Annotated in this window: 20 protein-coding genes; 8 read left to right on the top strand and 12 right to left on the bottom strand. The window is 72.1% G+C overall.

Going from position 1 to position 26929, the window contains the following annotated elements; all coding sequences use genetic code 11:
- Positions 1-106: 106 nt before the first annotated feature.
- Both ACZ63I_RS21605 and ACZ63I_RS21600 read right to left on the bottom strand, forming a co-directional pair.
- On the bottom strand, positions 107-778 hold the full coding sequence (locus ACZ63I_RS21605) for a DUF3017 domain-containing protein (protein ID WP_469340606.1): 672 nt from the start codon (positions 776-778) through the stop codon (positions 107-109).
- A 31-nt stretch (positions 779-809) separates the two neighbouring features.
- A complete protein-coding gene (locus tag ACZ63I_RS21600) occupies positions 810-1673 on the bottom strand; it encodes a bifunctional methylenetetrahydrofolate dehydrogenase/methenyltetrahydrofolate cyclohydrolase (RefSeq protein WP_469340605.1) in 864 nt (287 codons plus the stop codon).
- 233 nt (positions 1674-1906) lie between these two features.
- Here ACZ63I_RS21600 and ACZ63I_RS21595 point away from each other — a divergent pair, with 233 nt between their 5' ends.
- A complete protein-coding gene (locus ACZ63I_RS21595; protein WP_469340604.1) occupies positions 1907-2515 on the top strand; it encodes an RDD family protein in 609 nt (202 codons plus the stop codon).
- A gap of 147 nt (positions 2516-2662) precedes the next feature.
- Here ACZ63I_RS21595 and purH read toward each other — a convergent pair whose 3' ends face one another.
- A complete protein-coding gene (purH, locus tag ACZ63I_RS21590; protein ID WP_469340603.1) occupies positions 2663-4222 on the bottom strand; it encodes a bifunctional phosphoribosylaminoimidazolecarboxamide formyltransferase/IMP cyclohydrolase in 1560 nt (519 codons plus the stop codon).
- Positions 4219-4851: a phosphoribosylglycinamide formyltransferase gene (gene purN, locus ACZ63I_RS21585; protein WP_469340602.1), complete on the bottom strand. Its 633-nt coding sequence runs from the start codon at positions 4849-4851 to the stop codon at positions 4219-4221. The genes purH and purN overlap by 4 nt, the downstream gene beginning before the upstream one ends.
- 264 nt (positions 4852-5115) lie before the next feature.
- On the opposite strand from purN, the gene ACZ63I_RS21580 reads away from it, so the two are divergent.
- Positions 5116-6186 carry a hypothetical protein gene (locus ACZ63I_RS21580; protein ID WP_469340601.1) on the top strand — a complete coding sequence of 357 codons (1071 nt, stop codon included), beginning with the start codon at positions 5116-5118 and terminating at the stop codon, positions 6184-6186.
- Here the strand turns inward: ACZ63I_RS21580 and ACZ63I_RS21575 are convergent.
- Positions 6176-8002 carry a cell division protein PerM gene (locus ACZ63I_RS21575; RefSeq protein ID WP_469340600.1) on the bottom strand — a complete coding sequence of 609 codons (1827 nt, stop codon included), beginning with the start codon at positions 8000-8002 and terminating at the stop codon, positions 6176-6178. The genes ACZ63I_RS21580 and ACZ63I_RS21575 overlap by 11 nt on opposite strands.
- A 116-nt stretch (positions 8003-8118) precedes the next feature.
- On the opposite strand from ACZ63I_RS21575, the gene ACZ63I_RS21570 reads away from it, so the two are divergent.
- A complete protein-coding gene (locus ACZ63I_RS21570) occupies positions 8119-9357 on the top strand; it encodes a sigma factor-like helix-turn-helix DNA-binding protein (RefSeq protein ID WP_469340599.1) in 1239 nt (412 codons plus the stop codon).
- 119 nt (positions 9358-9476) lie between these two features.
- Here the strand turns inward: ACZ63I_RS21570 and sucD are convergent, their stop codons facing one another.
- The 5 genes from sucD to ACZ63I_RS21545 form a co-directional block, all read right to left on the bottom strand.
- Positions 9477-10361: a succinate--CoA ligase subunit alpha gene (sucD, locus tag ACZ63I_RS21565; RefSeq protein WP_041985432.1), complete on the bottom strand. Its 885-nt coding sequence runs from the start codon at positions 10359-10361 to the stop codon at positions 9477-9479.
- Positions 10362-10383: 22 nt separating this feature from the next.
- Positions 10384-11559 (bottom strand): ADP-forming succinate--CoA ligase subunit beta, encoded by a 1176-nt coding sequence (gene sucC / locus ACZ63I_RS21560; protein ID WP_469340598.1) that lies wholly within the window; start codon positions 11557-11559, stop codon positions 10384-10386.
- A 210-nt stretch (positions 11560-11769) separates the two neighbouring features.
- Complete coding sequence (locus tag ACZ63I_RS21555) at positions 11770-12984, bottom strand: vWA domain-containing protein (protein ID WP_469340597.1); 1215 nt, start codon at positions 12982-12984, stop codon at positions 11770-11772.
- Complete coding sequence (locus ACZ63I_RS21550) at positions 12981-15290, bottom strand: DUF5682 family protein (RefSeq protein ID WP_469340596.1); 2310 nt, start codon at positions 15288-15290, stop codon at positions 12981-12983. Before ACZ63I_RS21550 ends, ACZ63I_RS21555 begins: the two co-directional genes overlap by 4 nt.
- Positions 15287-16387 (bottom strand): ATP-binding protein, encoded by a 1101-nt coding sequence (locus tag ACZ63I_RS21545; RefSeq protein WP_469340595.1) that lies wholly within the window; start codon positions 16385-16387, stop codon positions 15287-15289. The genes ACZ63I_RS21550 and ACZ63I_RS21545 overlap by 4 nt, the downstream gene beginning before the upstream one ends.
- A 128-nt stretch (positions 16388-16515) precedes the next feature.
- Between ACZ63I_RS21545 and ACZ63I_RS21540 the strand changes: the two genes are divergently transcribed.
- Entirely contained in the window at positions 16516-17874 is a 1359-nt protein-coding gene (locus ACZ63I_RS21540; RefSeq protein WP_469340594.1) for an SWIM zinc finger family protein, read from the top strand.
- 16 nt (positions 17875-17890) lie between these two features.
- Positions 17891-19519: a DUF5691 domain-containing protein gene (locus ACZ63I_RS21535; protein ID WP_469340593.1), complete on the top strand. Its 1629-nt coding sequence runs from the start codon at positions 17891-17893 to the stop codon at positions 19517-19519.
- A gap of 17 nt (positions 19520-19536) precedes the next feature.
- On the opposite strand, the gene ACZ63I_RS21530 is transcribed toward ACZ63I_RS21535, so the two are convergent.
- Positions 19537-19950, bottom strand: coding sequence for a cobalamin B12-binding domain-containing protein (locus ACZ63I_RS21530; RefSeq protein WP_041985474.1), 414 nt, complete (start codon positions 19948-19950; stop codon positions 19537-19539).
- Positions 19951-20147: 197 nt separating this feature from the next.
- Between ACZ63I_RS21530 and ACZ63I_RS21525 the strand changes: the two genes are divergently transcribed.
- Together ACZ63I_RS21525 and ACZ63I_RS21520 are read left to right on the top strand one after the other, a co-directional pair.
- On the top strand, positions 20148-20951 hold the full coding sequence (locus ACZ63I_RS21525; protein WP_469340592.1) for an alpha/beta fold hydrolase: 804 nt from the start codon (positions 20148-20150) through the stop codon (positions 20949-20951).
- A gap of 234 nt (positions 20952-21185) precedes the next feature.
- Entirely contained in the window at positions 21186-22793 is a 1608-nt protein-coding gene (locus ACZ63I_RS21520; RefSeq protein WP_469340591.1) for a M23 family metallopeptidase, read from the top strand.
- 23 nt (positions 22794-22816) lie between these two features.
- On the opposite strand, the gene ACZ63I_RS21515 is transcribed toward ACZ63I_RS21520, so the two are convergent.
- The gene (locus tag ACZ63I_RS21515; RefSeq protein ID WP_469340590.1) at positions 22817-25429 is read right to left on the bottom strand and encodes an ATP-dependent DNA helicase; all 2613 of its coding nucleotides are present in this window, start codon (positions 25427-25429) and stop codon (positions 22817-22819) included.
- Between the two features lie 237 nt (positions 25430-25666).
- Between ACZ63I_RS21515 and ACZ63I_RS21510 the strand changes: the two genes are divergently transcribed.
- Positions 25667-26860, top strand: coding sequence for a C40 family peptidase (locus tag ACZ63I_RS21510; protein WP_469340589.1), 1194 nt, complete (start codon positions 25667-25669; stop codon positions 26858-26860).
- Positions 26861-26929: the final 69 nt, after the last annotated feature.

Genomic DNA, 26929 nt, shown 5'->3' with positions numbered 1-26929 from the left:
GCCCTTGTAGCCGCTTGGCACGTCCATGACGCTGTGGAGGTCGGCGGCGCCCGTCATCATCTCGGGGGAGAAGACAGGCGCCGCCGCACTCACCCGACCTGGCGTCTCACGGCGTGGGCGTCTTGACCGTCGAGTGGACGACGTCCTCCAGGAACGGGAACTCCAGCCACGGATCGGGCTGCGTCATCAGCGCGAGCAGCACGATCGCGATGCCCAGCAGGCCGTACGTGACCATGTCCGTGAAGCGTGAACGCACGGCGAGCATGCCGACGGACGGGATCGTCCGGCGCAGCACGGCGCCGCCGATCAGGGCGATCCCGATCAGCATCGTGCCGATCCGGAACGCCTCGTCGAAGGGGTGCAGACCGACGATCAGCAGGCCGAGACCTGTCGTGCCGAGCACACTGATCAGCGGCCACTGCCGGACCGGCGCGGGCGCGTCGGGTGCGGCGGCGCGGCCACTGCCCTCGGGTCGCGCCGTGGTCGCGGGGACCTCCTCGGGAACGGCCTCGGGAACCGCCTCGGCGGCGGCGGACTGCGCGGCCGTACCGTTCACGGCACCGTTCTGCGCGGCCGTACCGTTCACGCTGCCGTTCTGAGCAGCCGCGCCGCCGTGCTGCGCCGGCGTACCGCTTGCCGCGCCGGTCTGCGCGGGCGTACCCGCCGCCGTACCGTTCTGCGCGGCCGTACCGTTCTTTGCCGCCGTACCGTGCTGTGCCGCCGGCTCCGCCGCGACCTGCGGACCCGTCGCGTCGCCCGCGCTCGTACCAGCACCCATGTGTGGTGCCCCTTTCCCGTTCGGCTCGCGTTCAGCCCGCGTCGACGACGGTACGCTCCGCCGCCTCGACGACGTTGACCAGCAACTGCGCACGTGTCATCGGGCCGACGCCGCCCGGGTTCGGCGAGATCCAGCCCGCCACATCGGCCACGCCCGGATGCACGTCGCCCACGATCTTGCCGTTCTCGTCCCGGCTGACGCCGACGTCGAGCACGGCAGCGCCCGGCTTCACGTCCTCGGGCTTGATGATGTGCGGCACACCCGCGGCGGCGACGATGATGTCGGCCTGCCTGAGCTGCGCCGACAGATCGCGGGTGCCGGTGTGGCACTGGGTCACGGTCGCGTTCTCCGACTTACGGGTCAGCAGCAGCGGGATCGACCGGCCGACCGTGATGCCGCGGCCGACGACCACCACATGCGCGCCGTTGATCTCCACGCCGTGGTGGCGCAGCAGTTGGATGATCCCGTACGGGGTGCAGGGCAGCGGCCCCGTCTCGTTCAGCACCAGCCGGCCGAGGCTCATCGGGTGCAGTCCGTCGGCGTCCTTGTCCGGGTCCATCAACTCCAGCACCCGGTTGGTGTCGATGCCCTTGGGCAGCGGGAGCTGCACGATGTAACCGGTGCAGTCGGGGTTCGCGTTCAGCTCCAGGACCACCGCCTCGATGTCCTCCTGCGTTGCCGTGTCCGGCAGTTCGCGCTGGATCGAGGCGATACCGACCTCCGCGCAGTCGCGGTGCTTGCCGTTGACGTACCAGCGGCTGCCCGGGTCGTCCCCGACGAGCAGGGTGCCGAGGCCCGGGGTCAAGCCTCGCTCCTTGAGAGCCGCCACTCGGACGGTCAGTTCGGACTTGATCGCGGCTGCGGTGGCCTTGCCATCGAGAATCTGGGCGCTCATGGCCCCATCCTCGCGGATGACCCCTCCCCTGTTCCAATTCAAGGCCCGCACGGACCGGTGCATAGGTTGCACTTACACAACGCATACGTCATACGACTGGACAGAAAGTCGGACGGAATACCACGATGACCGCGCAGAGCGCGGAAAGTGTCGGGGGAACGATCCGCTCAGTCATGTCCTGTTCCTCCGCGCGGGCCGCGCCGACCCCGCACCACCGACGGAGGAATACCGCAATGAGCTTCGGCGACCCGAACAACCCGTACGGCCAGCAACAGGGTCAGCCGGGCAGCACACCCCAGGGCCAGCCCGGATACGGCTACCCCCAGCAGACCCCGCAGGGCGTCCCGCAGCAGGGGTACGGCTACCCGCAGCAGCAGCCCGGCCAGCCCTACGGCTACCCGCAGGCACCCGGCCAGGGCGGATACGGCTACGGATCGGCCCCCAGTTACGCGAACTGGGGCCAGCGCTTCCTCGGCACGCTCGTCGACGGTCTCGTCTTCCTCGTCCCGTACCTCATCGCCCTCATCGGCTACAGCAGCGACGGCGCCGTCTCCGCGATCTTCGCGGTCATCGGCACCCTCGTACTGATCGGGATAGCCATCTGGCAGCTCATCAAGGAGGGCAGGACGGGGCAGACCATCGGCAAGAAGGCCGTGGGCATCCGTCTGGTCCGCGAGTCGGACGGCCAGCCGCTGGGCGTCGGCATGGCGTTCGTCCGCCGCCTCGCGCACTTCCTCGACAGCATTCCGTGCTACATCGGCTGGCTGTGGCCGGCGTGGGACGAGAAGAGCCAGACGTTCGCCGACAAGGTCTGCTCGTCCATCGTCATCCGGACCAAGTGACGCGTGCGCTGACGACAGCCGCAGGACCGCACGAGGGCCGCGCTCCCCTGGAGGGGAGGCGCGGCCCCTGTGCGTGCGGGTCCTTCATGGACGTATCGCGTGCGGGTCCCTCACGTACGTATCGCGTGCGGGTCCCTCACGTACGTATCAGTGGAAGAAGTGCCGCGTCCCGGTGAAGTACATCGTCGCGCCGGCCTTCTCCGCCGCCTCGACCGACTGCGCGTCACGGACCGAACCGCCCGGCTGCACCACGGCCTTGACGCCCGCTTCGAGCAGTACCTCAAGACCGTCGGAGAACGGGAAGAACGCGTCGGACGCCGCGTACGCACCCCGCGCCCGCTCCTCCCCCGCGCGCTCGACGGCGAGCTTCGCCGAGTCGACGCGGTTGACCTGCCCCATGCCGACGCCGACGGAGGCGCCGCCCTTGGCGAGCAGGATCGCGTTGGACTTGACGGCGCGGCTGGCGCGCCAGGCGAAGGCCAGCTCGGCCAGTTCGGCCTCGGACAGCGCGTCGCCGGTGGCGAGTGTCCAGGTGGCCGGGTCGTCGCCGTCCGCCTGGAGCCGGTCGGTGACCTGGAGCAGCGCACCGCCGTCGACGGCCTTCACCTCGACGGAGTTGGCCGGGGCACCGGCGCAGCGCAGCACCCGGATGCTCTTCTTGCGGGCCAGCACCTCGACGGCGCCGTCCTCGTAGTCGGGCGCCACGATGACCTCGGTGAAGATCTCGGCGACCTGCTCGGCCATCGCCACCGACACCGGCCGGTTGACGGCGATCACCCCGCCGAACGCGGAGACGGGGTCGCAGTCGTGGGCCTTGCGGTGCGCCTCGGCCACGTCGTCGGCGATGGCGATCCCGCACGGGTTGGCGTGCTTGATGATCGCGACGCACGGCTCGGCGTGGTCGTAGGCGGCCCGGCGCGCGGCGTCCGTGTCGGTGTAGTTGTTGTACGACATCTCCTTGCCGTGCAACTGCTCGGCCTCGGCGAGGCCGCCCGTACCGCTCGTGTACAGCGCGGCGGGCTGGTGCGGGTTCTCGCCGTAGCGCAGCACCGCCGACCGCTCGTACGTGGCACCGAGGAACTGCGGGAAGCCGGAGTCGTCGGCGGCGTAGTCCTCGTTGAACCAGGACGCCACGGCCACGTCGTAGGCGGCGGTGTGCTGGAACGCCTCGGCGGCCAGCCGCTTGCGGGTCGCCAGGTCGAACCCGCCGTCCCGCACGGCCGCGAGCACGTCCGCGTACCGGTCGGGGCTGGTGACGATGGCGACCGACGGGTGGTTCTTGGCGGCGGCGCGCACCATCGAGGGGCCGCCGATGTCGATCTGCTCGACGCACTCGTCCGGGGTGGCCCCGGACTCGACGGTCTCGCGGAACGGATACAGATTCGAGACGACGAGTTCGAAGGGCTCGATGTCCAGTTCGGCCAACTGCTCGCGGTGCGAGTCGAGCCGGAGGTCGGCGAGGATGCCGGCGTGCACGCGCGGGTGCAGCGTCTTGACCCGGCCGTCCAGCGTCTCGGGGAAGCCGGTCAGCTCTTCGACCTTGGTGACGGGCACCCCGGCGGCGGCGATCTTCGAGGCCGTCGATCCTGTCGAGACCAGCGTGACGCCTGCCTCGTGCAGCCCGCAGGCCAGCTCTTCGAGGCCCGTCTTGTCGTAGACACTGACCAGCGCGCGGCGGATCGGCCGCTTGGTACCTTCGGCGGTCACTGGATTGACACCTTTCGTCCCTCAATGCGGTAGCCGTGCCGGGCCAGACGCCCCACGACATCGACGAGCAGCCGTCGCTCGACTTCCTTGATGCGCTCATGGAGCGCTTCGCCACCGTCCTCGTGGTCCTCGTCCCGCACCTCGACCACCGCCTGGGCGATGATCGGGCCGGTGTCGACACCGTCGTCGACGAAGTGGACGGTGCAGCCGGTGACCTTCGCCCCGTACGCGAGCGCGTCGCGTACGCCGTGGGCACCGGGAAAACTGGGCAGCAGGGCGGGGTGCGTGTTGATGAAGCGCCCGCCGAACCTCGCGAGGAAATGCTTCCCCACGATCTTCATGAAGCCGGCCGAGACCACCAGATCGGGCTCGTACGCCGCGGTGGCGGCGGCCAGCGCCGCGTCCCACTCCTCGCGCGTCCCGTGGTCGGCCACCCGGCAGACGAAGGTCGGCAGCCCGGCGCGCTCGGCGCGCTCCAGACCGGCGATGGAGCCGCGGTCGGCGCCGACAGCGACGATCCGCGCGCCGTAGGACTCCGGATCGTCGCCGATGGCGTCGATCAGGGCCTGCAGATTCGTACCGGATCCGGAGACCAGGACCACGAGACGGGAGAGGGGCGCGGAGGCCACGACGGGCGCCTTTCTGTGCGCGAGCACGGCCTCGGAGAGAGGTCCCTGCGGGCTTTGTGTGGTCGTACGAACAAATCGTGTCCCGCGATCTGGGGAACTCTACGAAGGAGCCGACCGTCAGCAACGATACCGGCACACCGAGACGCCCCCACGGGACGGGGGCGTGGCCGGGAGGTAGCGTCAGGGGACAGGGTTCCGTCTCTCGACGGGCCATACGAGACCAAGACCCCCGCGCGCAGGGTCTGAGGGGAAGACGTTCACCAGATGCCGGACCGACGCCGCCGCACGGCACTCCACCTCCCGCCGCCCTCCGGGCCGGTGCTGCTGCAGCGGGAACGCCAGTCCTCTTCCACCGGGCCTTCGGGGTCGTCCGGGTCGTCGGGACCTGCCGAACCGGAGGACTCGGGCACGGGCTCGGGCTCGGGCTCGGGTTCCGCTTCCGGCTCGGGTTCCGGATCGGGCTCGGGTTCCGGATCGGGCTCCTCAGGGCCTTCCGGTCCTTCCGGTCCTTCCGACGACAATCCGTTCGCGCCTCCGCCCGAGGACAGACCCGACCAGCCGTGGCGGCCCCGCCACCACGGCGGCGGTGACTCCCCCGACGACGGTTCGGGCGCCGACGGCGACCGTCCGGTCTGGGGCAGCCAGTGGAGCAGCCGGCAGCCGGGCCGTTCGCAGGGCGGTTTCGGCAGCCGTCCCGGCAGCCGGAACACCCCCGATCCGCAGCGCGGCAGGCCGGGCCAGGGGCCTGGCCAGGGCGGTCCCGAAGGGGGCCGCGGGCTGCGCTGGGACCCGACGGACCCGGCCCAGCGGCGCGCCCGCTACGCCCTGCTGGCAGGAATGTGGGCCTTCTTCTTCGCGCTGTTCAACTTCCCCGAGATCGCGCTGCTGCTCGGCGCGCTCGGCCTGTACTGGGGCATCAGCTCGCTGCGGAACAAGCAGCCCGCGCAGCGTACGGAGGGCCGCGCGACGGCCGGCCGGCCCGACCCGTTCAACGCCCCGGCGCAGCCGTCGGCCGATCCTTCGGACCGCGCGCCTGCCGACGACGGACCGCAGCGGTCGCCGGCCCGGGGCGGGCAGCGACCGGCGGCCGGTGCGAGCGGTGCGACCGGTGCGAGCGGTGCGACCGGTACGGGCAAGCCGCAGACGACGGCCGCGGTGAGCGGGATCGTGACGGCCGGGCTCGCGCTGGCGATCGTGGCGGCGACGTTCACGGTGCAGCTCGTCTACCGCGACTACTACACGTGCGTGGACGACGCCCTCACCAAGACGGGTCAGATCTCCTGCAACGACGAACTGCCGCACTCGCTGGTCTCGGTCTTCGGGATCAAGGAGTAGCACCCGGCGGGGTGTCGCCCTCGTCGGCGTCGGCCTGATCGGTCTTGGACTCGCTCTCCTCCGTGGAGGGCGGCTCCGGCTGCTGAAGGGGCGGCGTCACAGGTACGGCGGGTGGGGCCGGTACGACCGGTGGAGCCGGTGCGGGCAGATCGGGCACCGGACCGTCCGCGACCTCCTTGAACGCGGCCCAGCGGGCCTCTCGCGCGTCGTCGTCGTGCCAAGCCTCGGCCGGCAGGAAGTCGTAGTCGGCGTCCAGGTCGGCGTCGGCCCCGGGCCCTTCCGCCGCCGGATGCGCGGGCTGCGGTACGGCGGCGACCGCCGAGGCCACGGCCGGTGCGCCGTCGGCCCGTGCGCCGGTCCACCACAGCAGCGCCCGCCACCAGGCCACCTTCGGGGTCTCCGCGGCAGCAGCCGCCCCGGTGGCCGTCTTCGTCCCGGTCCCGGCAGCCGCGACCGGCTCCACCGCCCCCCGTACCTCCACCGGCGGGACCGTTTCGTGCTCCGCCGTGTCCACGTCCTTGACGCGCCGCTCCCGCAGCCGCCAGGCCCGTAGCCCCAGCGCCACCGGCAGGCCGACGGCCAGCGTCCACACCAGCGCCGCTGCGCCCGTCAGCCACCACAGCGGCCCGAACTCCGCCAGGTCGTGGGTCCCGAGCGGGCCGCCGGCGGCAGCCGCCAGCAGCGCGGTCAGCGCCCCGCAGCCGGCGCCGCCGACCAGCACCGCCACCGCCGTCTGGCGCGCGGTCCAGGACTCCTCGCGCAGCGCGTACGGGGGCGCAGCCACCCGCACCGTGAACCAGGCGACCACCAGTCCCGCGACCATCGGGACCGCGACGGCGGCCCAGTGCACCGGCGTGCCCGACGTCCCGGGCACGGCAGCGAGCAGCGGGAACGCGGGCGCCTCCGGGCTGCCGGTGACGCCGAGCGGGCCGACCGTCGCCCCCGTACCGAGGGCGAATCCCGGGCCGAGGCCGTACGCGGCGCCCCAGACCGCCGCGTTCGGTACGAGCACGAGCCCCAGCAGCATGACCGCGAACCGCCCCGACCAGATCCCGGAGAGCCGCAGGAACGATTCCTGCGCCGCGTCGCCGTGCCACACCAGCGAGACCCCGACGAGCAGCGCCCCGCCGCCCAGCAGGACGGCGGCGCCCGCCGCCCCCGAGCGCAGCGCGGCGCCGGTCCTGCGCCGGGTCGCGGGAGCCCAGACCGTACGGACGAGGAACGCCCGTACGGCCTCCGGCAGCCACAGCGGCAGCGCTCCCGCCGAGCGCCCGGTGCCCGACCAGGCGCCTGCGACGGTGGCCGGTACGACGACGAGCGGCAGCGTGAGAGCGGCGCGCAGCGGCGACGCGGTGAGCGGGCCGCCCGTCACGTAGAGCACGACAGCGGCGCTGACCAGCAGATATCCGCCGGCCACCGTGGTCACGGCGCCGAGTGCCGTGAGCTGGGGCCGGCCCTCGTCGGGTTCCGTCGTGTCGCGCGCGGCCCGGTAGGCGAGCCAGACGGGCAGGAGCACGAGCAGCAGGGGGACGACGCCGAGCGGCGCCGGCGTCCCCGAGAGGGTGTCGGGCCGGGTCAGCTCGACGCCGTGCGCGAGCAGCCAGAGCGCCGCTGCGACGTGCATGGCGCCCCCCGCGCCGCTGTCCGGGTACGGCGAGCTGATCCACAGCGCCATCACGAGGACGGCGATGGCGCCGAGTCCGAGCCCCGCCGCGATGATCCCGCGCAGGAAGGACGCGGTCAGCGCGGCGGCCCGGCCACGCTCGGCGGCCGAGGCCGAGGACAGCGGCATACCGCGATCAGTCACCTGGGTCACGCCGCCATGCTGCCAACGACACGCGCTTTAATCGCGTAACGGGCGAATGGTCGCCGTGTCGCTCAATATACGCTTATGTACTTTTTCGCCCAGTACAGTGCTGCGGGGAGTCCGTCATGACACAGAGCACCAAGGACAGCGCCCCCGCGCCCCCGCTGCCCGTCCCCAAGGAACGGCGCCGGCTGCGCGAGGCGAAGTCCATGACGGCCAAGCAGGTCGCTGCGGCCTTGGGCGTCACGCAGTCGACGCTACGGGGCTGGGAGACCGGCAGGGCCGCTCCCCGGGGCCGTAAGCGTGACGCGTACGCGCGACTGCTGGCCGGCTACGCCGCCGAGCTGCGGGAGCAGGAGGAGAAGGACGAGCGGGAGGCCGCCGAGGTCCGCGCGGCGGCCCGGCAACGCGCCGCGACGGCCGCCGCCACGACGGCCGCCGCACCGGCCCTCGCGCCCGACACTTCCGCACCTGCGGCACCCGCGGCGGGCGCGGTGGCGGTGATCGAGCCGCCCGCCGTGAAGGTCAACATCACCAAGTCCCCGCCGTACACCAAGGCCGACACGGCCGAGCAGGCGTTCGACGCGCTGTACGCGTACGCGGCGCCCGCCCTCGTCCGCCAGACGTATCTGCTGACCGGCCGGCGCGCGCTCTCCCAGGAGTCCGTCGAGCGCGCGTTCCACCTCGCCTGGCACCGCTGGCCCGAGGTGGCCGTCGACCGCGATCCGGCGGGCTGGGTGCGGGCCGCCGCCTACGAGTACGCGCTGTCGCCGTGGCACCGGCTGCGGCTCACCCACCGGCGCCCGGACCCGGCGGCAGCGGCGGCCGAGCGCGAAGGACGGCCGCTGCGTGAGGCGCTGCTGCGGCTGCCGCCCCGGCACCGGCGCACGCTGCTGCTCTACGACGGTCTCGGCCTCGACCTGCCGGAGACGGCGGCCGAGACGGAGGCGAGCACCCCGACGGCGGCCAACCGGCTGCTGCACGCGCGGGAGGCGGTCGCCGAGCGGGTGCCCGAGCTGGCCGACCCGGACGAGCTGCACGCGAAGCTCGGCAGCCTCACCCGTACCGTCGCCCCGCCGTCGATCGCACCGGCGGGCGCGGTACGGACCGCGAGCGAACGGCGGGCCAAGTTCTGGACGCGGTCGGCCGTCGCCCTCACCGTACTGATCATCGGGGCGACCGCGTTCACCGTCGCCACGGCGCCGAGGCAGTACGAGCCGCCGCGCGCGCCGAGCGAGCGGGTCGGCGGGGTGCCGCAGCGCGGCGGCCCCGAGCAACTGACCGGCGCGGACCTGAAACTGCGCGCGAAGCTGATGGACGAGCCGCTGAGCGGCCCTCCCCGGCTGGTGCCGACGGCGCACTGATGGATGCGCGTTGATCGCCTGCGGAACCGCGCACGGCCGGTCCCGCACCCCTGATGTCCGGGGTGCGGGACCGGCCGCGTGTGTGCGCTGTGACGGCGCGTGCCGTCAGCAGTCAGCCGTCAGCCCGCGAGGATGGCGCGCGCCAGCTCGGCGGTCTCGGTCGGGGTCTTGCCGACCTTCACGCCCGCTGCCTCCAGGGCTTCCTTCTTCGCCTGCGCCGTGCCGGAGGAGCCGGAGACGATGGCGCCCGCGTGGCCCATCGTCTTGCCCTCGGGCGCGGTGAAGCCCGCGACGTAGCCGACGACCGGCTTCGTCACGTTCTTGGCGATGAAGTCGGCGGCGCGCTCCTCGGCGTCGCCGCCGATCTCGCCGATCATCACGATCAGGTCGGTCTCGGGGTCGGCCTCGAACGCCTCAAGGGCGTCGATGTGCGTCGTACCGATGACCGGGTCGCCACCGATGCCGACGGCGGACGAGAAGCCGATGTCGCGCAGCTCGTACATCATCTGGTAGGTCAGCGTGCCGGACTTGGACACGAGACCGATCCGGCCGGGCTTGGTGATGTCGCCCGGGATGATGCCGGCGTTGGACTGGCCGGGGGTGATCAGACCCGGGCAGTTCGGGCCGATGATCCGGGTCTTGTTGCCCTTCGAGCCCGCGTACGCCCAGAAGGCGGCGGAGTCGTGGACGGCGATGCCCTCGGTGATGACGACGGCGAGGGGGATCTCCGCGTCGATCGCCTCGACGACGGCGGCCTTCGCGAAGGCCGGCGGTACGAAGACGACCGACACGTCGGCGCCGGTCTCCTTGATCGCGTCGGCGACGGAGCCGAACACGGGGACCTCGGTGCCGTCGAAGTCGACGGACGTGCCGGCCTTGCGGGGGTTCACACCGCCGACGATGTTGGTGCCGTCGGCGAGCATGAGCTTGGTGTGCTTCATGCCGGTGGCGCCGGTCATCCCCTGGACGATGACCTTGCTTTCCTTGGTGAGGAAGATAGCCATGGTTGTGGTTTTCCCTCTTCCCTTACTTCGCAGCCGCGAGCTCGGCGGCCTTGTCGGCCGCACCGTCCATGGTGTCCACGCGCTGCACGAGCGGGTGGTTGGCGTCCGACAGGATCTTGCGACCCAGCTCAGCGTTGTTGCCGTCGAGCCGCACGACGAGCGGCTTCTCGACCTTCTCGCCCTTGGAGGCGAGCAGTTCGAGGGCCTGCACGATGCCGTTGGCGACCTCGTCGCACGCGGTGATGCCGCCGAAGACGTTGACGAAGACGGACTTGACGTCCGGGTCGCCGAGGATGATCTCCAGGCCGTTCGCCATGACCTCGGCCGAGGCGCCGCCGCCGATGTCGAGGAAGTTGGCCGGCTTCACACCGTTGTGCTTCTCACCGGCGTACGCGACGACGTCGAGGGTCGACATGACCAGGCCCGCGCCGTTGCCGATGATGCCGACCTCGCCGTCGAGCTTCACGTAGTTGAGGTTCTTCGCCTTGGCGGCGGCCTCAAGGGGGTTGGCTGCCGCCTTGTCCTCAAGCGCCGCGTGCTCCGGCTGGCGGAAGTCCGCGTTCTCGTCGAGCGAGACCTTGCCGTCCAGCGCGATGATCTTGCCGTCGCCGGACTTGACCAGCGGGTTCACCTCGACAAGGAGGGCGTCCTCCTTGATGAAGACGACCCACAGCTTCTGCAGGACGTCGGCGACCTGGTCCGCGATCTCGGCCGGGAACTTCGCGGCGGCGACGATCTCGGCGGCCTTCTCGGGGGTGCAGCCCTCGTTGGCGTCGACAGGGATCCTGGCGAGCGCCTCGGGGTTCTCCTCGGCGACGACCTCGATCTCCACGCCGCCCTGCACGGACGCCATGGCGAGGAACGTGCGGTTGGTGCGGTCGAGCAGGAACGAGACGTAGTACTCGTCCGCGATGTTCGCCGTCTCGGCCAGCATCACCTTGTGGACCGTGTGGCCCTTGATGTCCATGCCCAGGATCTGGCCGGCCTTCTCGACGGCGTCCGCCGGGTCGGAGGCCAGCTTCACACCGCCGGCCTTGCCCCGGCCGCCGACCTTGACCTGCGCCTTGACGACGGCCCTGCCGCCGAGACGCGTGGTGACCTCTCGGGCCGCCTCAGGCGTGTCGATGACTTCACCGGCCAGCACCGGTACACCGTGCTTGGCGAAGAGGTCCCTCGCCTGATACTCGAACAGGTCCACGCGTGTCCGCTCCGTCCCTATGTCTGTGATTCCGCAGCCTGGTGATCGCGGGTTCGTTGGGTGCGTGGGCGTGCCGCGAAGGGCAACGTGACTGCGCTGTCACAGAGGGAGGCGTACACGCTGTCCGGTACGCGGCATGTCCGTCTCGCAGGTTATCCCCGAGGGCGGTGGGACCCTAAATCGCAGATCACACCTGAGCGGTGATACCTGTCACAGATCGTACGAACGGGCGACCGGCTCGTCCGGTACGGGCAGCGGACGCTTCTCTATCGCGGCGGCCATCACGTCGGGAAACAGGTCAGGGGTGCAGGCGAAGGCGGGGGCGCCCAGCTCGGCGAGCGCCGCCGCGTGCTCCCTGTCGTACGCGGGCGCTCCCTCGTCGGACAGCGCGAGCAGAGCGACGAACTGCACGCCCGACGCCTTCATCGCGGCCACCCGCTTCAGCATCTCGTCGCGTATACCGCCCTCGTAGAGATCGCTGATGAGCACGACGACGGTGTCGGCGGGCCGGGTGATCTGCGACTGGCAGTACGCCAGGGCGCGGTTGATGTCGGTGCCGCCGCCGAGCTGGGTGCCGAACAGCACGTCCACCGGGTCGTCGAGCTGGTCGGTGAGATCGACCACGGCCGTGTCGAAGACGACGAGCCGGGTGGCGATGGAGCGCATCGAGGCGAGGACCGCGCCGAAGACGGACGCGTAGACGACGGAGGCCGCCATCGACCCCGACTGGTCGATGCAGAGCACGACGTCCTTCTTCACCGACTGGGCGGCCCGCCCGTATCCGATCAGCCGCTCGGGCACGATCGTGCCGTGTTCGGGCAGGTAGTTCTTGAGGTTGGCCCGGATCGTGCGGTCCCAGTCGATGTCGCGGTGGCGCGGCCTGCTGATCCGCGCCGACCGGTCGAGCGCGCCGGTCAGGGTGGCGCGGGTGCGGGTGGCGAGCCGCTTCTCGATGTCGTCGACGACCTTGCGCACGACGGCGCGTGCGGTCTCCTTCGTCGTCTCGGGCATGGCTTTGTTGAGCGAGAGCAGGGTGCCGACGAGATGCACGTCGGCCTCGACGGCCTCCAGCATCTCCGGCTCCAGGAGCAGCGCGGAGAGCCCGAGCCTGCTGATGGCGTCGCGCTGCATGACCTGGACGACCGAGGTGGGGAAGTACGTACGGATGTCGCCGAGCCAGCGCGCGACGGACGGCGCCGACGCGCCGAGCCCGGCCGAGCGGTCGGAGCGCCCGCCGCCGCCCTTCCCCGCGCCGTACAGCGCGGACAGCGCACCGTCCATGGCCGCGTCCTGGCCGGTCAGCCCCCGGCCCGTGCCGTCGGCCGCTCCCCCGCCGAGCACGAGGCGCCAGCGGCGCAGCCGCTCGTCCACGGCGCCGTCGCGCACGCTGCCTGTGCCGGTTCCTGTTGTGCCGTTCGCCGTCATCGGGCCACCTCCGTCAGTTCGTCGCCGAGCAGCAGTCGCAGCACGGGCAGTACGGCGTTGGCCCGCGGTCCGTCGAGTCCGGCGCCGAAGCCGGGGGCGCCCGCTTCGGCCTGCGCGGGAGCGCCGCCGCCGTCGGATGTCGCGGGGCCGCGTCTGACCAACTCGCCGAGAGTGCGCCGCACTCCGGACTCGTACGCGGCGAAGGTGCGCCGCAGCAGCGGCAGCACGTCCGTGAACGCCGCGTCGGGTACGCCGGTCAGCCAGGCGTCGAGCAGGCCGAGCAGCCGCTCGTCGTGCACGAGCAGCATCCCGCCGCCCGAGGCACCGCCGACGAATCCCTCGACCCAGGCCGCCGCGTCGGCCGGTGGCGTGCCCGGGGACAGCGCGAGGCTCATGAACCGCGCCGCTTCGTCCTCTTCGAGCCGTCCGTCGTCCAGCAGCAGCCGGGCGGCCCGTCCTCTGATCACACCGGGCACGGTGTCGCGGGCGGCGAGCTTGTGCAGCACCGCTCCCCAACGCTCGCCCATCGCCGGCGAGTTGTCCGGGAGGAGTCCGATGGCGGTGTGGACGCTGTCGAGATGGCCGCGCATCTCGGCGGCGCCGTCCTCGTCGAGTCCCGTGCAGGCGGGCGGCAGTCCGACGCAGACGCGCTCCACGAGTCCGGCGGCGACCTCGCCGAGCGCCGCCGTGTCCGTGGACCGCACGTCGCCGTAGCGCAGCGAGCGGGCGAGGGCGGGCAGGGCCTGGGCGAGATGGCCGACGTCCGCGTCGAGCGCGGCGCGGTCCGCGAGGGCGCGCATCACGACGGGCAGCGCTTCGGGCAGTTCGGCGAGCAGGCAGTGCTCGGCGAGCGCGGTGATCTCGGCGAGCGCGGTCGCTTCGACGGCCCGCGACGCGGCCTTGGCGGTGGCGGCGGTGAGCACGGTCGTGCCCCAGACGCCGGCTTCGGCGACCCGTACGTACAGCTCGGGCTCCCAGCGCAGCCGCCAGCTCTCCCGGAACGTGCCGGTGCTGCCCCGTCCGGCCGACGGTTCGCCCCAGCCGATGGCGAGCAGCCGCAGCCGGTGCAGCAGCCTGCTGCGACCGGCGTCGGTCTCCTTGCGCAGGTCGAGGTCCAGCTCGCGCTCCAGCGCCTCGGGCTTGAGCCGCAGGGTGCGCTGCGCGCGGGTGAGGTCGCGCTGGAGCGGTACGGCGGGCGCGGCGTCCGGGACTTCACCGAGCACGTCGCCGACGACGAGCCGGTCCCTGATGAGAGCGAGCGGCACGTCCGACCCCTCGCACAGCACGGCCCTGACGGCGTCGGTCGTCTCGGTCAGACCGGGCAGCGGGCGGCCGCGCAGGACGGCCAGGGCCTCGGCGAGCCGTACCGCCTCGATGACATGGGCGGAGGAGACGATCCGGTCCTCCTCCCGCAGCAGCCCGGCGACCTTGGTCAGCCAGCGCTCGACGGGCCGGTCGGCCACCCCGAACAGGTGGGCGTACCAGCCGGGTGAGTCGATCCCCGCGCCGTAGCCGCTGTGCCGGGCGAGCCTGCGATGGGTCCAGGGCACCCAGGTCAGTTCCGTCCTGACCTTCGGCAGCCCTTTCAGCAGGGCCCGGTCGGCGGTGGCCGTGGTGCGTTCCATCAGTGCGGGCACATGCCAGGCCCCGCAGACGACGGCGACCTCGGCCGCGCCGAACTCCTTCTGCGCCGCGCGCAGTTGGATACGCATATGGGCCTCGCGGACCAGATCGCGGCCGTGCCCGCCGACGCCGTACGCCTCCCGCAGCGCCCCCATCGCCTCGGCGAGCGCCTCGAACGGCGCGAAGGGGTCGCCGGCTCCCGGGCCCTGGTGCTCGACGACGTCCTCCCACCAGCGCTCGGGGTCGTCGTACCCCGCGGTCTCGGCGAGCACGGCGAGCGGATCGATCCGCAGCTCTTCGACGGGCTCGTCGGGCCCGTCGCCCGCCTCTTCGGTCTCCTCGGCGAGGGTGTGGGCCGCCGGCAGGTCGATGAACCGTACGGGTACGTCATGGCCGAGCGCCCAGCGGATCGCGACCCACTCCGGGGAGAACTCCGCGAGCGGCCAGAACGCGGCGCGCCCCGGGTCGTCCACGGCATGCGCGAGCAGCGCGACGGGCGGGCGCATCGTCTCCTCTGCGGCCAGCGCCACCAGCGCGTCGCCCTCGGGCGGCCCCTCGATGAGCACGACGCCCGGCGCCGCCGCTTCGAGCGCCGCCCGGACGGCCCGCGCCGACCCCGGGCCGTGGTGCCGCACCCCGAGCAGCAGCGGCCCCCGCCCGGCCGCCTCCCGCGCGGCGCTCACACGCTCACCTCGCGGCAGGCGCGGTAGAAGTCCTTCCAGCCGTCGCGCTCGCGCACGACCGTCTCGATGTACTCCTGCCAGATCACCCGGTCGGCCGCCGGGTCACGGACGACGGCGCCGAGGATGCCCGCGGCGACGTCGGCGGGGCGCAGCACGCCGTCGCCGAAGTGGGTGGCGAGGGCGAGGCCGTTGGTGACGACCGAGATCGCCTCGGCCGTGGAGAGCGTGCCCGAAGGCGACTTGAGTTTCGTACGGCCGTCGGTCGTCACTCCGTCGCGCAGCTCGCGGAAGACCGTGACGACGCGGCGGATCTCGTCGATGCCCTCGGGTCCCGTGGGCAGTTCGAGCGAGCGCCCGATCTGGTCGACACGGCGCGAGACGATCTCGACCTCCGCCTCGGGGGTCGCGGGCAGCGGCAGCACGACGGTGTTGAAGCGCCTGCGCAGCGCGCTCGACAGGTCGTTGACCCCGCGGTCGCGGTCGTTGGCCGTGGCGATCACGTTGAACCCCCGCACCGCCTGGACCTCCTGGCCCAGTTCGGGGATGGGCAGGGTCTTCTCCGACAGGATCGTGATGAGCGAGTCCTGGACGTCGGCGGGGATACGGGTCAGCTCCTCGACCCGGGCCGTCATGCCCTCGGTCATGGCCCGCATCAGCGGGCTGGGCACCAGCGCCGCCCTGCTGGGGCCGTTGGTCAGGAGCTGCGCGTAGTTCCAGCCGTAGCGGATCGCCTCCTCGGGTGTGCCTGCCGTGCCCTGCACGAGCAGCGTCGAGTCGCCGCTGACCGCCGCCGCGAGATGTTCGGACACCCAGGTCTTGGCGGTGCCGGGCACGCCGAGCAGCAGCAGCGCCCGGTCGGTGGCGAGTGTGGTGACGGCGACCTCGACGATCCGCCGCGGCCCGACGTACTTCGGCGAGATGACCGTCCCGTCGGGGAGCGTGCCCCCGAGCAGATAGAGGGACACGGCCCACGGCGACAGCAGCCAGCGGGCCGGCCTCGGCCGGTCGTCGGCGGCGGCCAGCGCGGTGAGTTCGTCCGCGAACTGGTTCTCGGCGTGCGGCCGCAGGACCTCGGCGGTGGTTTCGGGCATGGTCATGGATCCCCCTCCAGATCGTTCGACCGGATGTGGTCCCACCGTGCACCACGGCACTGACAATCGACCGGCGCCCACCTGTTTCCGCAGGTGGGAGTGGTTTGTCAGTGGGGCGTCCTACCGTCGTACACATGAATCAACTGGGGGTGCGCTGGACGTCGGAGCAGGTGCTGGCCCTGGCTCCTGACCATGCGTCACGCAAGGCGGGGACCAAGCTGAGCACACCGGCGCCGTGGTCGGAGGCGGGCAGCACGGCGGAGGGTGCCGTCTGGGGCCTGTGCAAGGGCAGCGGCAGCAAGCCGTACCAGACCGTGGTGGACACGACGGGCCCCGCGTACAAGTGCAGTTGCCCCAGCAGGAAGTTCCCGTGCAAGCACGCGCTGGGACTGCTGATGCTGTGGGCGGAGGGCGAGGAGGCGGTCGCGGCGGCCGAGCCGCCCGACTGGGCCGGGCAGTGGCTGGAGGGGCGCAGGAAGCGCGACGAGGCCAAGGCCGGGCAGGAGGGCGGGCCGGACGCGGCGGGATCGGCGAAGCCGGCGGATCCGGCGGCCGCCAGGCGCCGGGCCGAGCGCAGGGCCGCGCGGATCACGGCGGGCGCGAGGGAGCTGGAGCAGCGTCTCGCGGACCTGCTGCGCGGCGGTCTGGCGGCGGCGGAGCAGACGGGATACGGGCTGTGGGAGGAGACGGCCGCCCGGATGGTCGACGCGCAGGCGCCGGGACTCGCGGGCCGGGCACGGGAGTTGGGTGCGATCCCGGGCTCGGGTCCCGGCTGGCCGGTGCGGCTGCTCGAAGAGTCCGCGCTGCTGCGGCTGCTGACCGCGGGATGGCTGGGGCTCGACCGGCTGCCCGAGCCGCTGGCGACGACGGTCCGCACGAGGACGGGGCTGCCCTCGCCGGCCGAAGGCCCGCCGGTGCGGGACCACTGGCTGGTCCTGGCGCAGTACAACACCTCGGACGGCAAGCTGACCACGCGTCGGATCTGGCTGTACGGAAGGGACTCGGGCCGCTCGGCCCTGCTCCTTTCGTTCGGCGCGGCGGGCAGGGCACCGCAACTGGCCCTGCCGGTGGGGCTGATGGTGGACGCGGAGATCACCCCGCACGGCGGCGCGGGGCAGTTGCGGGCGGACTGGGGCGAGCAGTTGGGCCCGCCGGTGCCGGTCCCGGCGCCGCCGCCCGGCGGGCCGACGGCCGCGGCCGTCGCCGCGTACGGATCGGCCCTGCGGGACGACCCGTGGCTGGACTCCTGGCCGGTGACCCTGACCGGCGTCATACCGGTGCCCGGTGTGGCGGACGGCTGGCAACTGGCCGATGCCGACGGGCAGTCCGCCCTTCCGGTCGCACCGGCCGCGCTCGGCAGGCCCGGCCTGTGGAAGCTCGCGGCGCTCTCCGGCGGCGCCCCCGTCACGGTCTTCGGCGAGTGCGGACACCGCGGCTTCGACCCGCTCGCCGCCTGGTCCGAGGAGTCCTCGGCGATGGTTCCGCTCATCTGACAGGGAGGACTGACCCATGACCGACCCCGGCACCACAGCCACACTCTGGGAAGAACTCGTCACCTCGGCGCTGCTCGGCACCGACCGCCGCACCCCGCCGGCGGACCTCATGGCCCCCGGCAAGGAAGCGCCGGTCGCGCTGCTGGACGCCGCCGCCCTGCACACCGTACGGCGGCGGGCCGGCCTGCTGCCGGCGCCCGCCGCCGCGCTGCCGGGGCGCGCGCCCCACGACGGGCGCCGCAGGCTGCCCGAGAAGGCGGGCAAGCGGCTCGCGCAGCTCCTCGCCGACCGGTCGGCGCCTTCGGGCGGCGGCAGGCGCGGCACCGCCCCCGATCTCACCGAGCTGCTCCCCCAGTGGCTCGCCGCCGCCAACAGCCACGGCTACGGGGCACCCGCCGCCGCGCTGCCCGCGCTGCTCGACGCGGCGCGTGGCCGCACCGATCTGCGGCCGCAGGCGCTGGCCTTCGCGGGGCCGCGCGGGCTGTGGCTGGCCAGGCTCAACCCGGACTGGAAGTTCGCCCTGCGCGGCGCATCGGGCGGTTCGGCGCTGCCCGACCTGGCGGACGCCGAAGCGGTCGGCAGGCTCTGGGACGAGGGCCTGTTCGCCGAGCGGGTCGCGCTGCTCGGTGCCGTACGGGCGAGGGAAGCGAGCGCGGCGCCCGCGCTGCTGGCCTCCACCTGGTCGACCGAGCGCGCCGAGGACCGGCTGATGTTCCTCGACTCGCTGCGTACGGGGCTGTCGGCGGCCGACGAGCCGTTCCTGGAGCAGGCGCTCGCCGACCGGAGCCGCAATGTCCGCTCGACGGCGGCCGAGCTGCTGTCCGCCCTGCCGGGGTCGGCGCTCGCCCTGCGGATGGCGACCCGCGCCGCGACCTGCGTCAGCCTGGACCGCACCGCGGGCGGTCCGGGCGGCGGTCCGGCCGTGGTCGTCGAGGCGCCGCACGAGTGCGATGCCGACATGCAGCGCGACGGCGTGACCCCGGTGCCGCCGGCGGGCCGGGGCGAGCGGTCCTGGTGGCTGGGGCAGCTCGTGGAGGCCGCCCCGCTGGCGACCTGGCCGGACCGGCTCGGCGGCCGGACGCCAGCGGAGATCGTCGCGCTGCCCGTCCTCGACGACTGGGCGGACGAACTGCACGCGGCCTGGTGCAGGGCAGCGGTGCGCCAGCAGGACGCCGCCTGGTCGGCGGTGCTGCTGGGCCCGCCCGCCGTCTCCCCGGCGGCGGGCCCCGGCGCCTCGTCCATCGCCGAGCGGGCCAAACTCCTCGCCGCGCTCCCGGCCGACGCTCGCGCGGACTGGGTGGCGGCGTTCATCGCCGCCCACGGCCTGTCGGAGGCGTTCCAACTGCTCGGAGTCTGCGCGGTCCCCTGGTCCGAGCCGCTGGGCCGGGCCGTCGTGGACGCCCTCGACATCGCCAGGGACGCCGGAAGCTACCCCTGGAGCTTCAGCGGCGTGATGGGCCTGGCCGAGCGGTGCCTGGACCCGGCGGAAGCGGCCAGGCTCGAACTCCTCACGGCGATACCGGACGAACCGGAAGGCGCCTCCCCAGGAGCGGGCGGCTACTGGTCGGAAGCGTTCCGCCGCCTGGTCGCGACCCTGCGCCTGCGCGCCGACATGCTGACGGAACTGGCCGAGACCGCACCCTAGCCACGCGGCCTACGCGCTTACGCGCCGGCCGGTTGGCGGACGTTCGCGTTGACCCAGTCGACGATCGACGTCGTCGTCGCCCCCGGGGTGAAGATCTCCGCCACGCCAAGCTCCTTCAGCGGGGGGATGTCCGCCTCGGGGATGATGCCGCCGCCGAAGACCTTGATGTCCTCGGCCTCGCGCTCCTTCAGCAGCTCGATGACCTTCGAGAAGAGCGTGTTGTGCGCACCGGACAGGATGGACAGGCCGATCGCGTCGGCGTCCTCCTGGATCGCGGTGTCCACGATCTGCTCGGGCGTCTGGTGGAGACCCGTGTAGATGACCTCCATCCCCGCGTCCCGCAGCGCACGCGCGATCACCTTGGCCCCACGATCGTGGCCGTCGAGACCGGGCTTGGCCACCACCACTCGGATCGGACCGGACACACCCATCACTGCCTCCACCTACCGACTGCGCTGTCATTGGCACGGGTCTTCGAACCGGCGACGGTACGAAGATGTGAACGAACGTTATCCACAGCATCCCGCACGCTGCTGTTTCGCGGAGGCCGGGAGGGGGAAATCACAGAGAGGACATGTTCGCTTTATGGCGTTAGCGCACGAGTCGGCAGCGCCGTTCGGAGGTGACCATGAGGATTCCGCCGTTCCAATGGCCACCGCTGATGTGGCTCCAGGCCACCGCTCTGGACCTGGCGATTCTCACGGGTCACCTGCTGCTCTACCCCACCGGCATCACCCAGGAGCGCCGTGACGGCGATCTGCCGGCCGACACGGCGGAACTCCCCACGGAGGGCCGCGCCCACCCGCCGGTCCTGATGGTGCACGGATTCGTGGACAACCGCTCCGTTTTCGTGCTGCTGCGGCGCTCCCTGTCCCGGCACGGCTGGCGGCATCTGGAATTCATCAATTACTCCCCGCTGACCTGCGACATCCCGACCGCCGCCGCGACGCTCGGCGAGCGCATCGAGGAGATCTGCGCCCGTACGGGACACCGCAGGGTCGATGTCATCGGGCACAGCCTGGGCGGCCTGATCGCCCGCTACTACGTCCAGCGACTGGACGGCGACGCGCGGATCAGGACCCTGGTCACGCTCGGCACGCCGCACGAGGGCACGTCCGTCGTCCCGATCGCCAGCGCGCACCCGATCGTGCGGCAGATGCGGCCCGGATCGGCCGTCATCAAGGAGCTGCGGCTGCCCGCGCCCGGCTGCCGCACCCGGTTCGTCAGCTTCTGGAGCGATCTGGACCCGCTGATGACCCCCGTGGGGACGGCGCGGATCGACCACCCGGACCTCGACACCGAGAACGTGCGGGTGACCGGCGTGGGCCATCTCGCCCTGCCCGTCCACCCGGCGGTGGCGGCCGGCATCCGACGCGTCCTCGGATCCGAGCGGAGCGCCGCAGGGGTCCCCGGAGCGGTTTCCGTGGCCTGAGCGAGACGCCACCTACCTCGAACAGGTTTCGAACATAGGGCCAAAGCTGTGCCCGCAGTCCGCCGAAAGACGGCCGAATGCCCCTTTCCGCAGGGCCCGAAACCCGCCGAAGATTGTCGCCGTCGTATACCGCCGGGTACAGTCGCGGCCACTGCTTTCCCCTCCCGGGGCCTTCCCTTCCAGGGACGGTCGCCGAGAGGCCCTGGTTCTGCTGCCGAGGCGAGAGAGAAGTTGGTGAACGACCAGCACACCCACGCCGGGTACGCCGCATATGGCGGCGACACCACTGGCAGTTTCGACACCGACCCGCTCTTCGGCTCCCTTCCGGGTGGCTACGAGACCGGTATCGCTTACGACACCGGTCAGTACGGAACCGATCAGTACAGCACCGACCAGTACGGAACCGGCCAGTACGACAGCACGCAGTGGAACACCGGGGCACAGCAGGCGGCGGGCTACGACACGTACGCCACCACCGCCTACGCCACGGGTTACGCGCAGCCGCAGTACGACACCAGCGGCCAGTGGGACGCGAGCGCCTGGAACCAGCCCGAGGGCGCGACGCAGGTACAGCAGGCCCCCGTACCGCAGGCCCCGGTGGAGCAGGTACCCGTACAGCAGGCGCAGACGCAGGTGCAGACCGCGCCGTACGGCTACGACACGACAGGGCAGTGGGGCACTCCCACCTTCGACACCGGCGCCTACGACGCCACCGCGTGGAACGCGACGCAGCTCACGGAGCAGTACGCGGCTGAGCCGTACGAGCACGAGCGGGTGCCGGAACAGCAGCACCAGGAGCAGCCGCAGCCGGCGGAGCAGTACGCCGCGGCCGACCCGTACGAGCCCGCGGCCCACGAGCCCGCGGCACACGAGCCCGCGGCACACGAGTCGGACGCCGCCTACGCGGCCGAGCCGTACGCACCGTACGAGCCCGAGCCGGAACACGGTTTCGACCCCGGCGACGAGCCCGGCCTCGACGTCGACTCAGGACTCGATCTCGACGCCGGTATTGACCTCGCCTCCGGCCTCGACGTCGACCTCGATCCCGCGCCGCGCCCCGAGATCCCGGTCCGCCGGGTCGGCTCGGGCGGCGGCAGCCGCGGCCGGCGCCGTACGCCCAGCAAGCGCTCCGCGCTCCTCACCATCGCCGTCCCCTCCGCCTGCGTGATGGGCGTCGCCGGTATCGCGGCCGCCTCCGTCGGCGGCATGAGCGGCGGCGACGAGACGCAGGACGACCGGACCACGCAGGCCGCGGCCGACGCCGCGTCCGTGCATCCGGTAGCCGCCAACAACAAGGTCGACACCCAGCTCGCCGCGCTCAGCGCCGACGCCAGGGACTTCGGGGACCGCGCCAGCCGCACCCAGGAGCGCATCGACCTGAAGGAGCGGCAGGAGGCGGAGAAGAAGAAGCGCGACGAGGAAGCGGCGCGCAAGGAGGCGCTGCGGCCCAAGTACGTCCTCCCCGTCGCCCAGCACGGGCTCAGCGCCTACTTCGGGCAGGCCGGCGTCAACTGGATGTCCGTGCACACCGGCATCGACTTCCCCGTCTCGTACGGCACGCCGGTGATGGCGGCGACCGACGGCACCGTGCGCACGCAGTACAACAGCGCCTACGGCAACATGGCCATCGTGACCTCGCCGGACGGCACGGAGACCTGGTACTGCCACTTGAGCAGCACCAAGATCCGCTCCGGTTCGGTCAAGGCCGGTGACGTCATCGCGTACTCCGGCAACTCCGGCAACTCCACAGGCCCGCACATGCACTTCGAGGTGCGGCCGGGCGGCGGCGCGGCGATCGACCCGCTCCCGTGGCTGCGCAGCCACGGGGTCAACCCGGAGTAACCCCGCCCCCCCGAAGGCCCTCTCTACAGCTTCTGGACCGGTGCGTACCGCAGCAGCAGCCGCTTCGGCTTCGTGTCCCCGAAGTCGATCGTCGCCTGCGCGTCCGCGCCCTGCCCCGTGACCGTCACGACCGTACCGAGACCGAACTGGTCGTGCGTCACGCGGTCGCCCACCGCGAGCTGGATCACCGGCTTGTCGGTCGCGCGCCGGGTCGCGAAGCCCGAAGGGCCGCCGCCCGAGCGGGAACGGGCCGAGGTGGACGACAGCGACGACGTGATCCCCGAGGTGGGGCCCGCCGGGATCTGCGCGCCGGTGCGCTTCCAGTCCAGATGCGCGCCCGGGATCTCCTCAAGGAACCGCGACGGCGGGTTGTACGACGGCTGCCCCCAGGCGCTGCGCATCGCGGAACGGGTCAGATACAGCCGCTCGCGGGCGCGGGTGATGCCGACGTACGCCAGCCGGCGCTCCTCCTCCAGCTCCTTCACCTGGCCCAGGGCGCGCATGTGCGGGAAGACGCCGTCCTCCATGCCCGTCAGGAACACGACGGGGAATTCCAGGCCCTTGGCGGTGTGCAGCGTCATCAGCGTGATGACCCCTGAGCCGTCCTCGTCCTCGTCGGGGATCTGGTCCGAGTCGGCGACGAGCGCGACCTGTTCGAGGAACTCGGCGAGCGTGCCGGGGGTGGCGGGGGGCGCCGCAGGAGCGGCCGGGGCCGCTGCCGGGGTGCCGGGGGCCGTCAGGGTGCCGGGGGCCGCCGCCGCTCCGTCTCCGTCTCCGGCTCCGTCTCCGTCTCCGTCTCCGGCTCCGTCTCCGTCTCCGGCTCCGTCTCCGTCTCCGTCTCCGGCGTCACCCGCCGCCTGCTGCCTGGCCTGCTCGAACTCCAGTGCCACTGCGGCCAGTTCCTGCAAGTTCTCGATTCGGGTCTCGTCCTGCGGGTCGGTCGACGCCTGCAACTCCGCGAGGTAGCCGGTCCGTTCCAGCACGGCCTCCAGGACCGTCGCGGGCCCGGCGCCCGACTCGACGACCGTGCGCAGCTCCTCCATCAGCGTGTTGAACCGCTTGACGGCGTTGGCGGAGCGCGCCGCCATCCCGTACGCCTCGTCCACCCGGCGCAGCGCCTGCGGGAAGGTGATCTTCTCGCGCTGCGCGAGCCCGTCGATCATCGCCTCGGCGCGGTCGCCGATGCCGCGCTTCGGTACGTTCAGGATGCGGCGCAGCGGGACGCTGTCCTCCGGGTTGGCCAGGACGCGCAGATAGGCCAGCACGTCGCGGACCTCCTTGCGCTCGTAGAACCGCACACCGCCGACGACCTTGTAGGGCAGGCCGACCCTGATGAAGATCTCCTCGAAGACACGCGACTGCGCGTTCGTCCGGTAGAAGATCGCGACATCGCCCGCCTTCACATCGCCCGCGTCCGTCAGCCGGTCGATCTCCTCGGCGACGAACTGCGCCTCGTCGTGCTCGGTGTCGGCGACGTAACCGGTGATCTGGGCGCCCGCGCCCGCGTTGGTCCACAGATTCTTCGGGCGGCGGCTCTCGTTGCGCTCGATGACGGCGTTGGCCGCGCTGAGGATGGTCTGCGTGGAGCGGTAGTTCTGCTCCAGCAGGATCGTCGTCGCGTCGGGGTAGTCCTCCTCGAACTGGAGGATGTTGCGGATCGTGGCGCCGCGGAACGCGTAGATCGACTGGTCCGCGTCACCGACGACGCACAGCTCCCCCGGGTCGTGCCCCTCGCCCGACGGTCCTACCAGCTCCCTGACGAGCGTGTACTGGGCGTGGTTGGTGTCCTGGTACTCGTCGACGAGGACGTGCCGGAAGCGGCGCCGGTAGTGCTCGGCGACGTCGGGGAACGCCTGGAGGAGATGGACGGCGGTCATGATGATGTCGTCGAAGTCGAGGGCGTTGGCCTCGCGCAGCCGGGACTGGTACATCCGGTACGCCTCGGCGAGCGTCTTCTCGAAGCCGTCCGTGGCCTGTCCTGCGAACGTCTCCTCGTCGATCAGCTCGTTCTTCAGGTTCGAGACCTTGGCGCTGAACGACTTCGGCGGGTGCCGCTTGGGGTCCAGGTCCAGATCGCGGCAGACCAGGGCCATCAGCCGCTTGGAGTCCGCCGCGTCGTAGATCGAGAACGAGGACGTGAAGCCGAGCCGCTTCGACTCGCGCCGCAGGATCCGTACGCAGGCGCTGTGGAACGTCATCACCCACATGGCGGCGGCGCGCGGCCCGACGAGCTGCTCGACGCGCTCCTTCATCTCGCCCGCGGCCTTGTTGGTGAAGGTGATCGCCAGTATCTCGCCGGGGTGCACACTGCGGGTGCCCAGCAGATGGGCGATCCGGTGCGTCAGCACCCGGGTCTTGCCCGACCCGGCGCCGGCGACGATGAGCAGCGGAGAGCCCGTGTGCACGACGGCGGCGCGCTGCTCCTCGTTGAGCCCGTCGAGCAGCGCGGCCGGATCCACGACGGTGCGCGGAGCGCCGTCGCGGTGGTACGCATCCCTGGCCGCGGGCACGTGGAACGCCCCCTCGAATAGGTCGTCGGGCACCTGCTCGGGCGCGGTGTCCTCGGGCGGCGGCGGAGGCTCGTCGCCGGAGGGCTGGAGGTCCGCCAGGAAGCTGTCGTCAAAGAGGCTGCTCATCGCCTCCAGAGTCTAGGGTCTGGCACTGACACCCGGCGCCCGCCTTCACTCAACCACGGAGTGTGACGAGACGCACTTCACGCCGAAGGTCACGAAAATGTATCGGGCATATCGCACATCAACCTTCACAGAGTGTCCACGGTTGGCTAGCGTGCTCGATCAGGCAGCCCGTCCCCTCATGAGGCGAGCCACGCCGGCCGGACGGCTCACGCCCCGGCGGGCGGTTCACGGAAGGAGATGCCGGCCTTGTCGTCGCATCGCAAAACGCGCAGCCGCACCGGAATTCGCGCGGGTTCGCCCGCCGTCGGGCTCACCACCGCGGCCATCGCCTCGGTCACCCTGCTCTCCTCGCAGAGCGCGTACGCGGCACCACGCGACCCGAAGCCGTCCGTCGAAGAGGTGCAGAAGAAGGTCGACGACCTTTACCGGCAGGCCGGTTCGGCCACCGAGCGGTACAACAAGGCGAAGGAGTCGACGGACAAGCAGCGCAAGACCGTCGACGAGGTGCTCGACCAGGTCGCCGCACGCGCCGACAAGGTCAACGAGGCCCGCCGCGCGCTGGGGATGTTCGCGACGGCGCAGTACCGCGAGGGCGCGGTCTCGGGGACGGCGGCGCTGATGTTCTCCGACAGCCCTCAGCAGTTCTTCGAGCAGAGCCAGCTCATGTCGCGGGTGACCGACCGCCAGCAGGCCGCCGTCTCCGACTTCCAGGACCAGCAGGCCGCCGCGGCCGAGAAGCGCGCGGAGGCGTCGAAGCAGCTCGCGTCGCTGACCGCGTCGCAGAGCTCGCTGCGCACCAGCAAGGAGCAGGTCCAGCAGAAGCTGGGTGCCGCGCGCACGCTGCTGTCGAAGCTGACCAAGGAGGAGAAGGCGCGGCTCGCCGCGCTGGAGCGCAAGAAGGAGGACGAGGCGCGCCGCAAGGCCGAGGCCAAGGCGAAGGCGGAGGCGCGCGCGAGGGCGGAGGAGGCGGCGAAGGCGAAGAAGAAGCCGGCCGCGGGCGGGTCGACCAGCGACTCCGGCACCAGCACCGGCTCCTCGGGCTCCTCGGCCGGATCGAGCAGCGGTGCCACCACCGGTTACGCCGCGAAGGCCGCCAAGGTGCTCGCCTTCGCCCGCTCGCAGATCGGCAAGCCGTACGTGTGGGGCGCGACGGGCCCCAGCTCGTACGACTGCTCGGGGCTGACCCAGGCCGCCTGGCGTGCGGCCGGCGTGGAGCTGCCCCGTACGACGTACGACCAGGTGAACGCGGGTACGCGCGTCGCGACGGACGATCTGCTCCCCGGCGATCTGGTCTTCTTCTACGACGACATCAGCCACGTCGGCATCTACATCGGCGACGGCATGATGATCCACGCGCCGAAGCCGGGGGCGAACGTCCGCGAGGAGTCGATCTACTACATGCCGATCTACGGCAGCGTGCGCCCCGCCTGACGCAAGCCGCCCCACCCGGGCCCACCTGACCCGCCTGACCCACCTGACGCACCCTGACCCACCGATCGC

The sequence above is a fragment of the Streptomyces sp. NPDC087906 genome (assembly GCF_055584925.1).
This window is presented reverse-complemented; position numbering and strand designations above follow the sequence as displayed.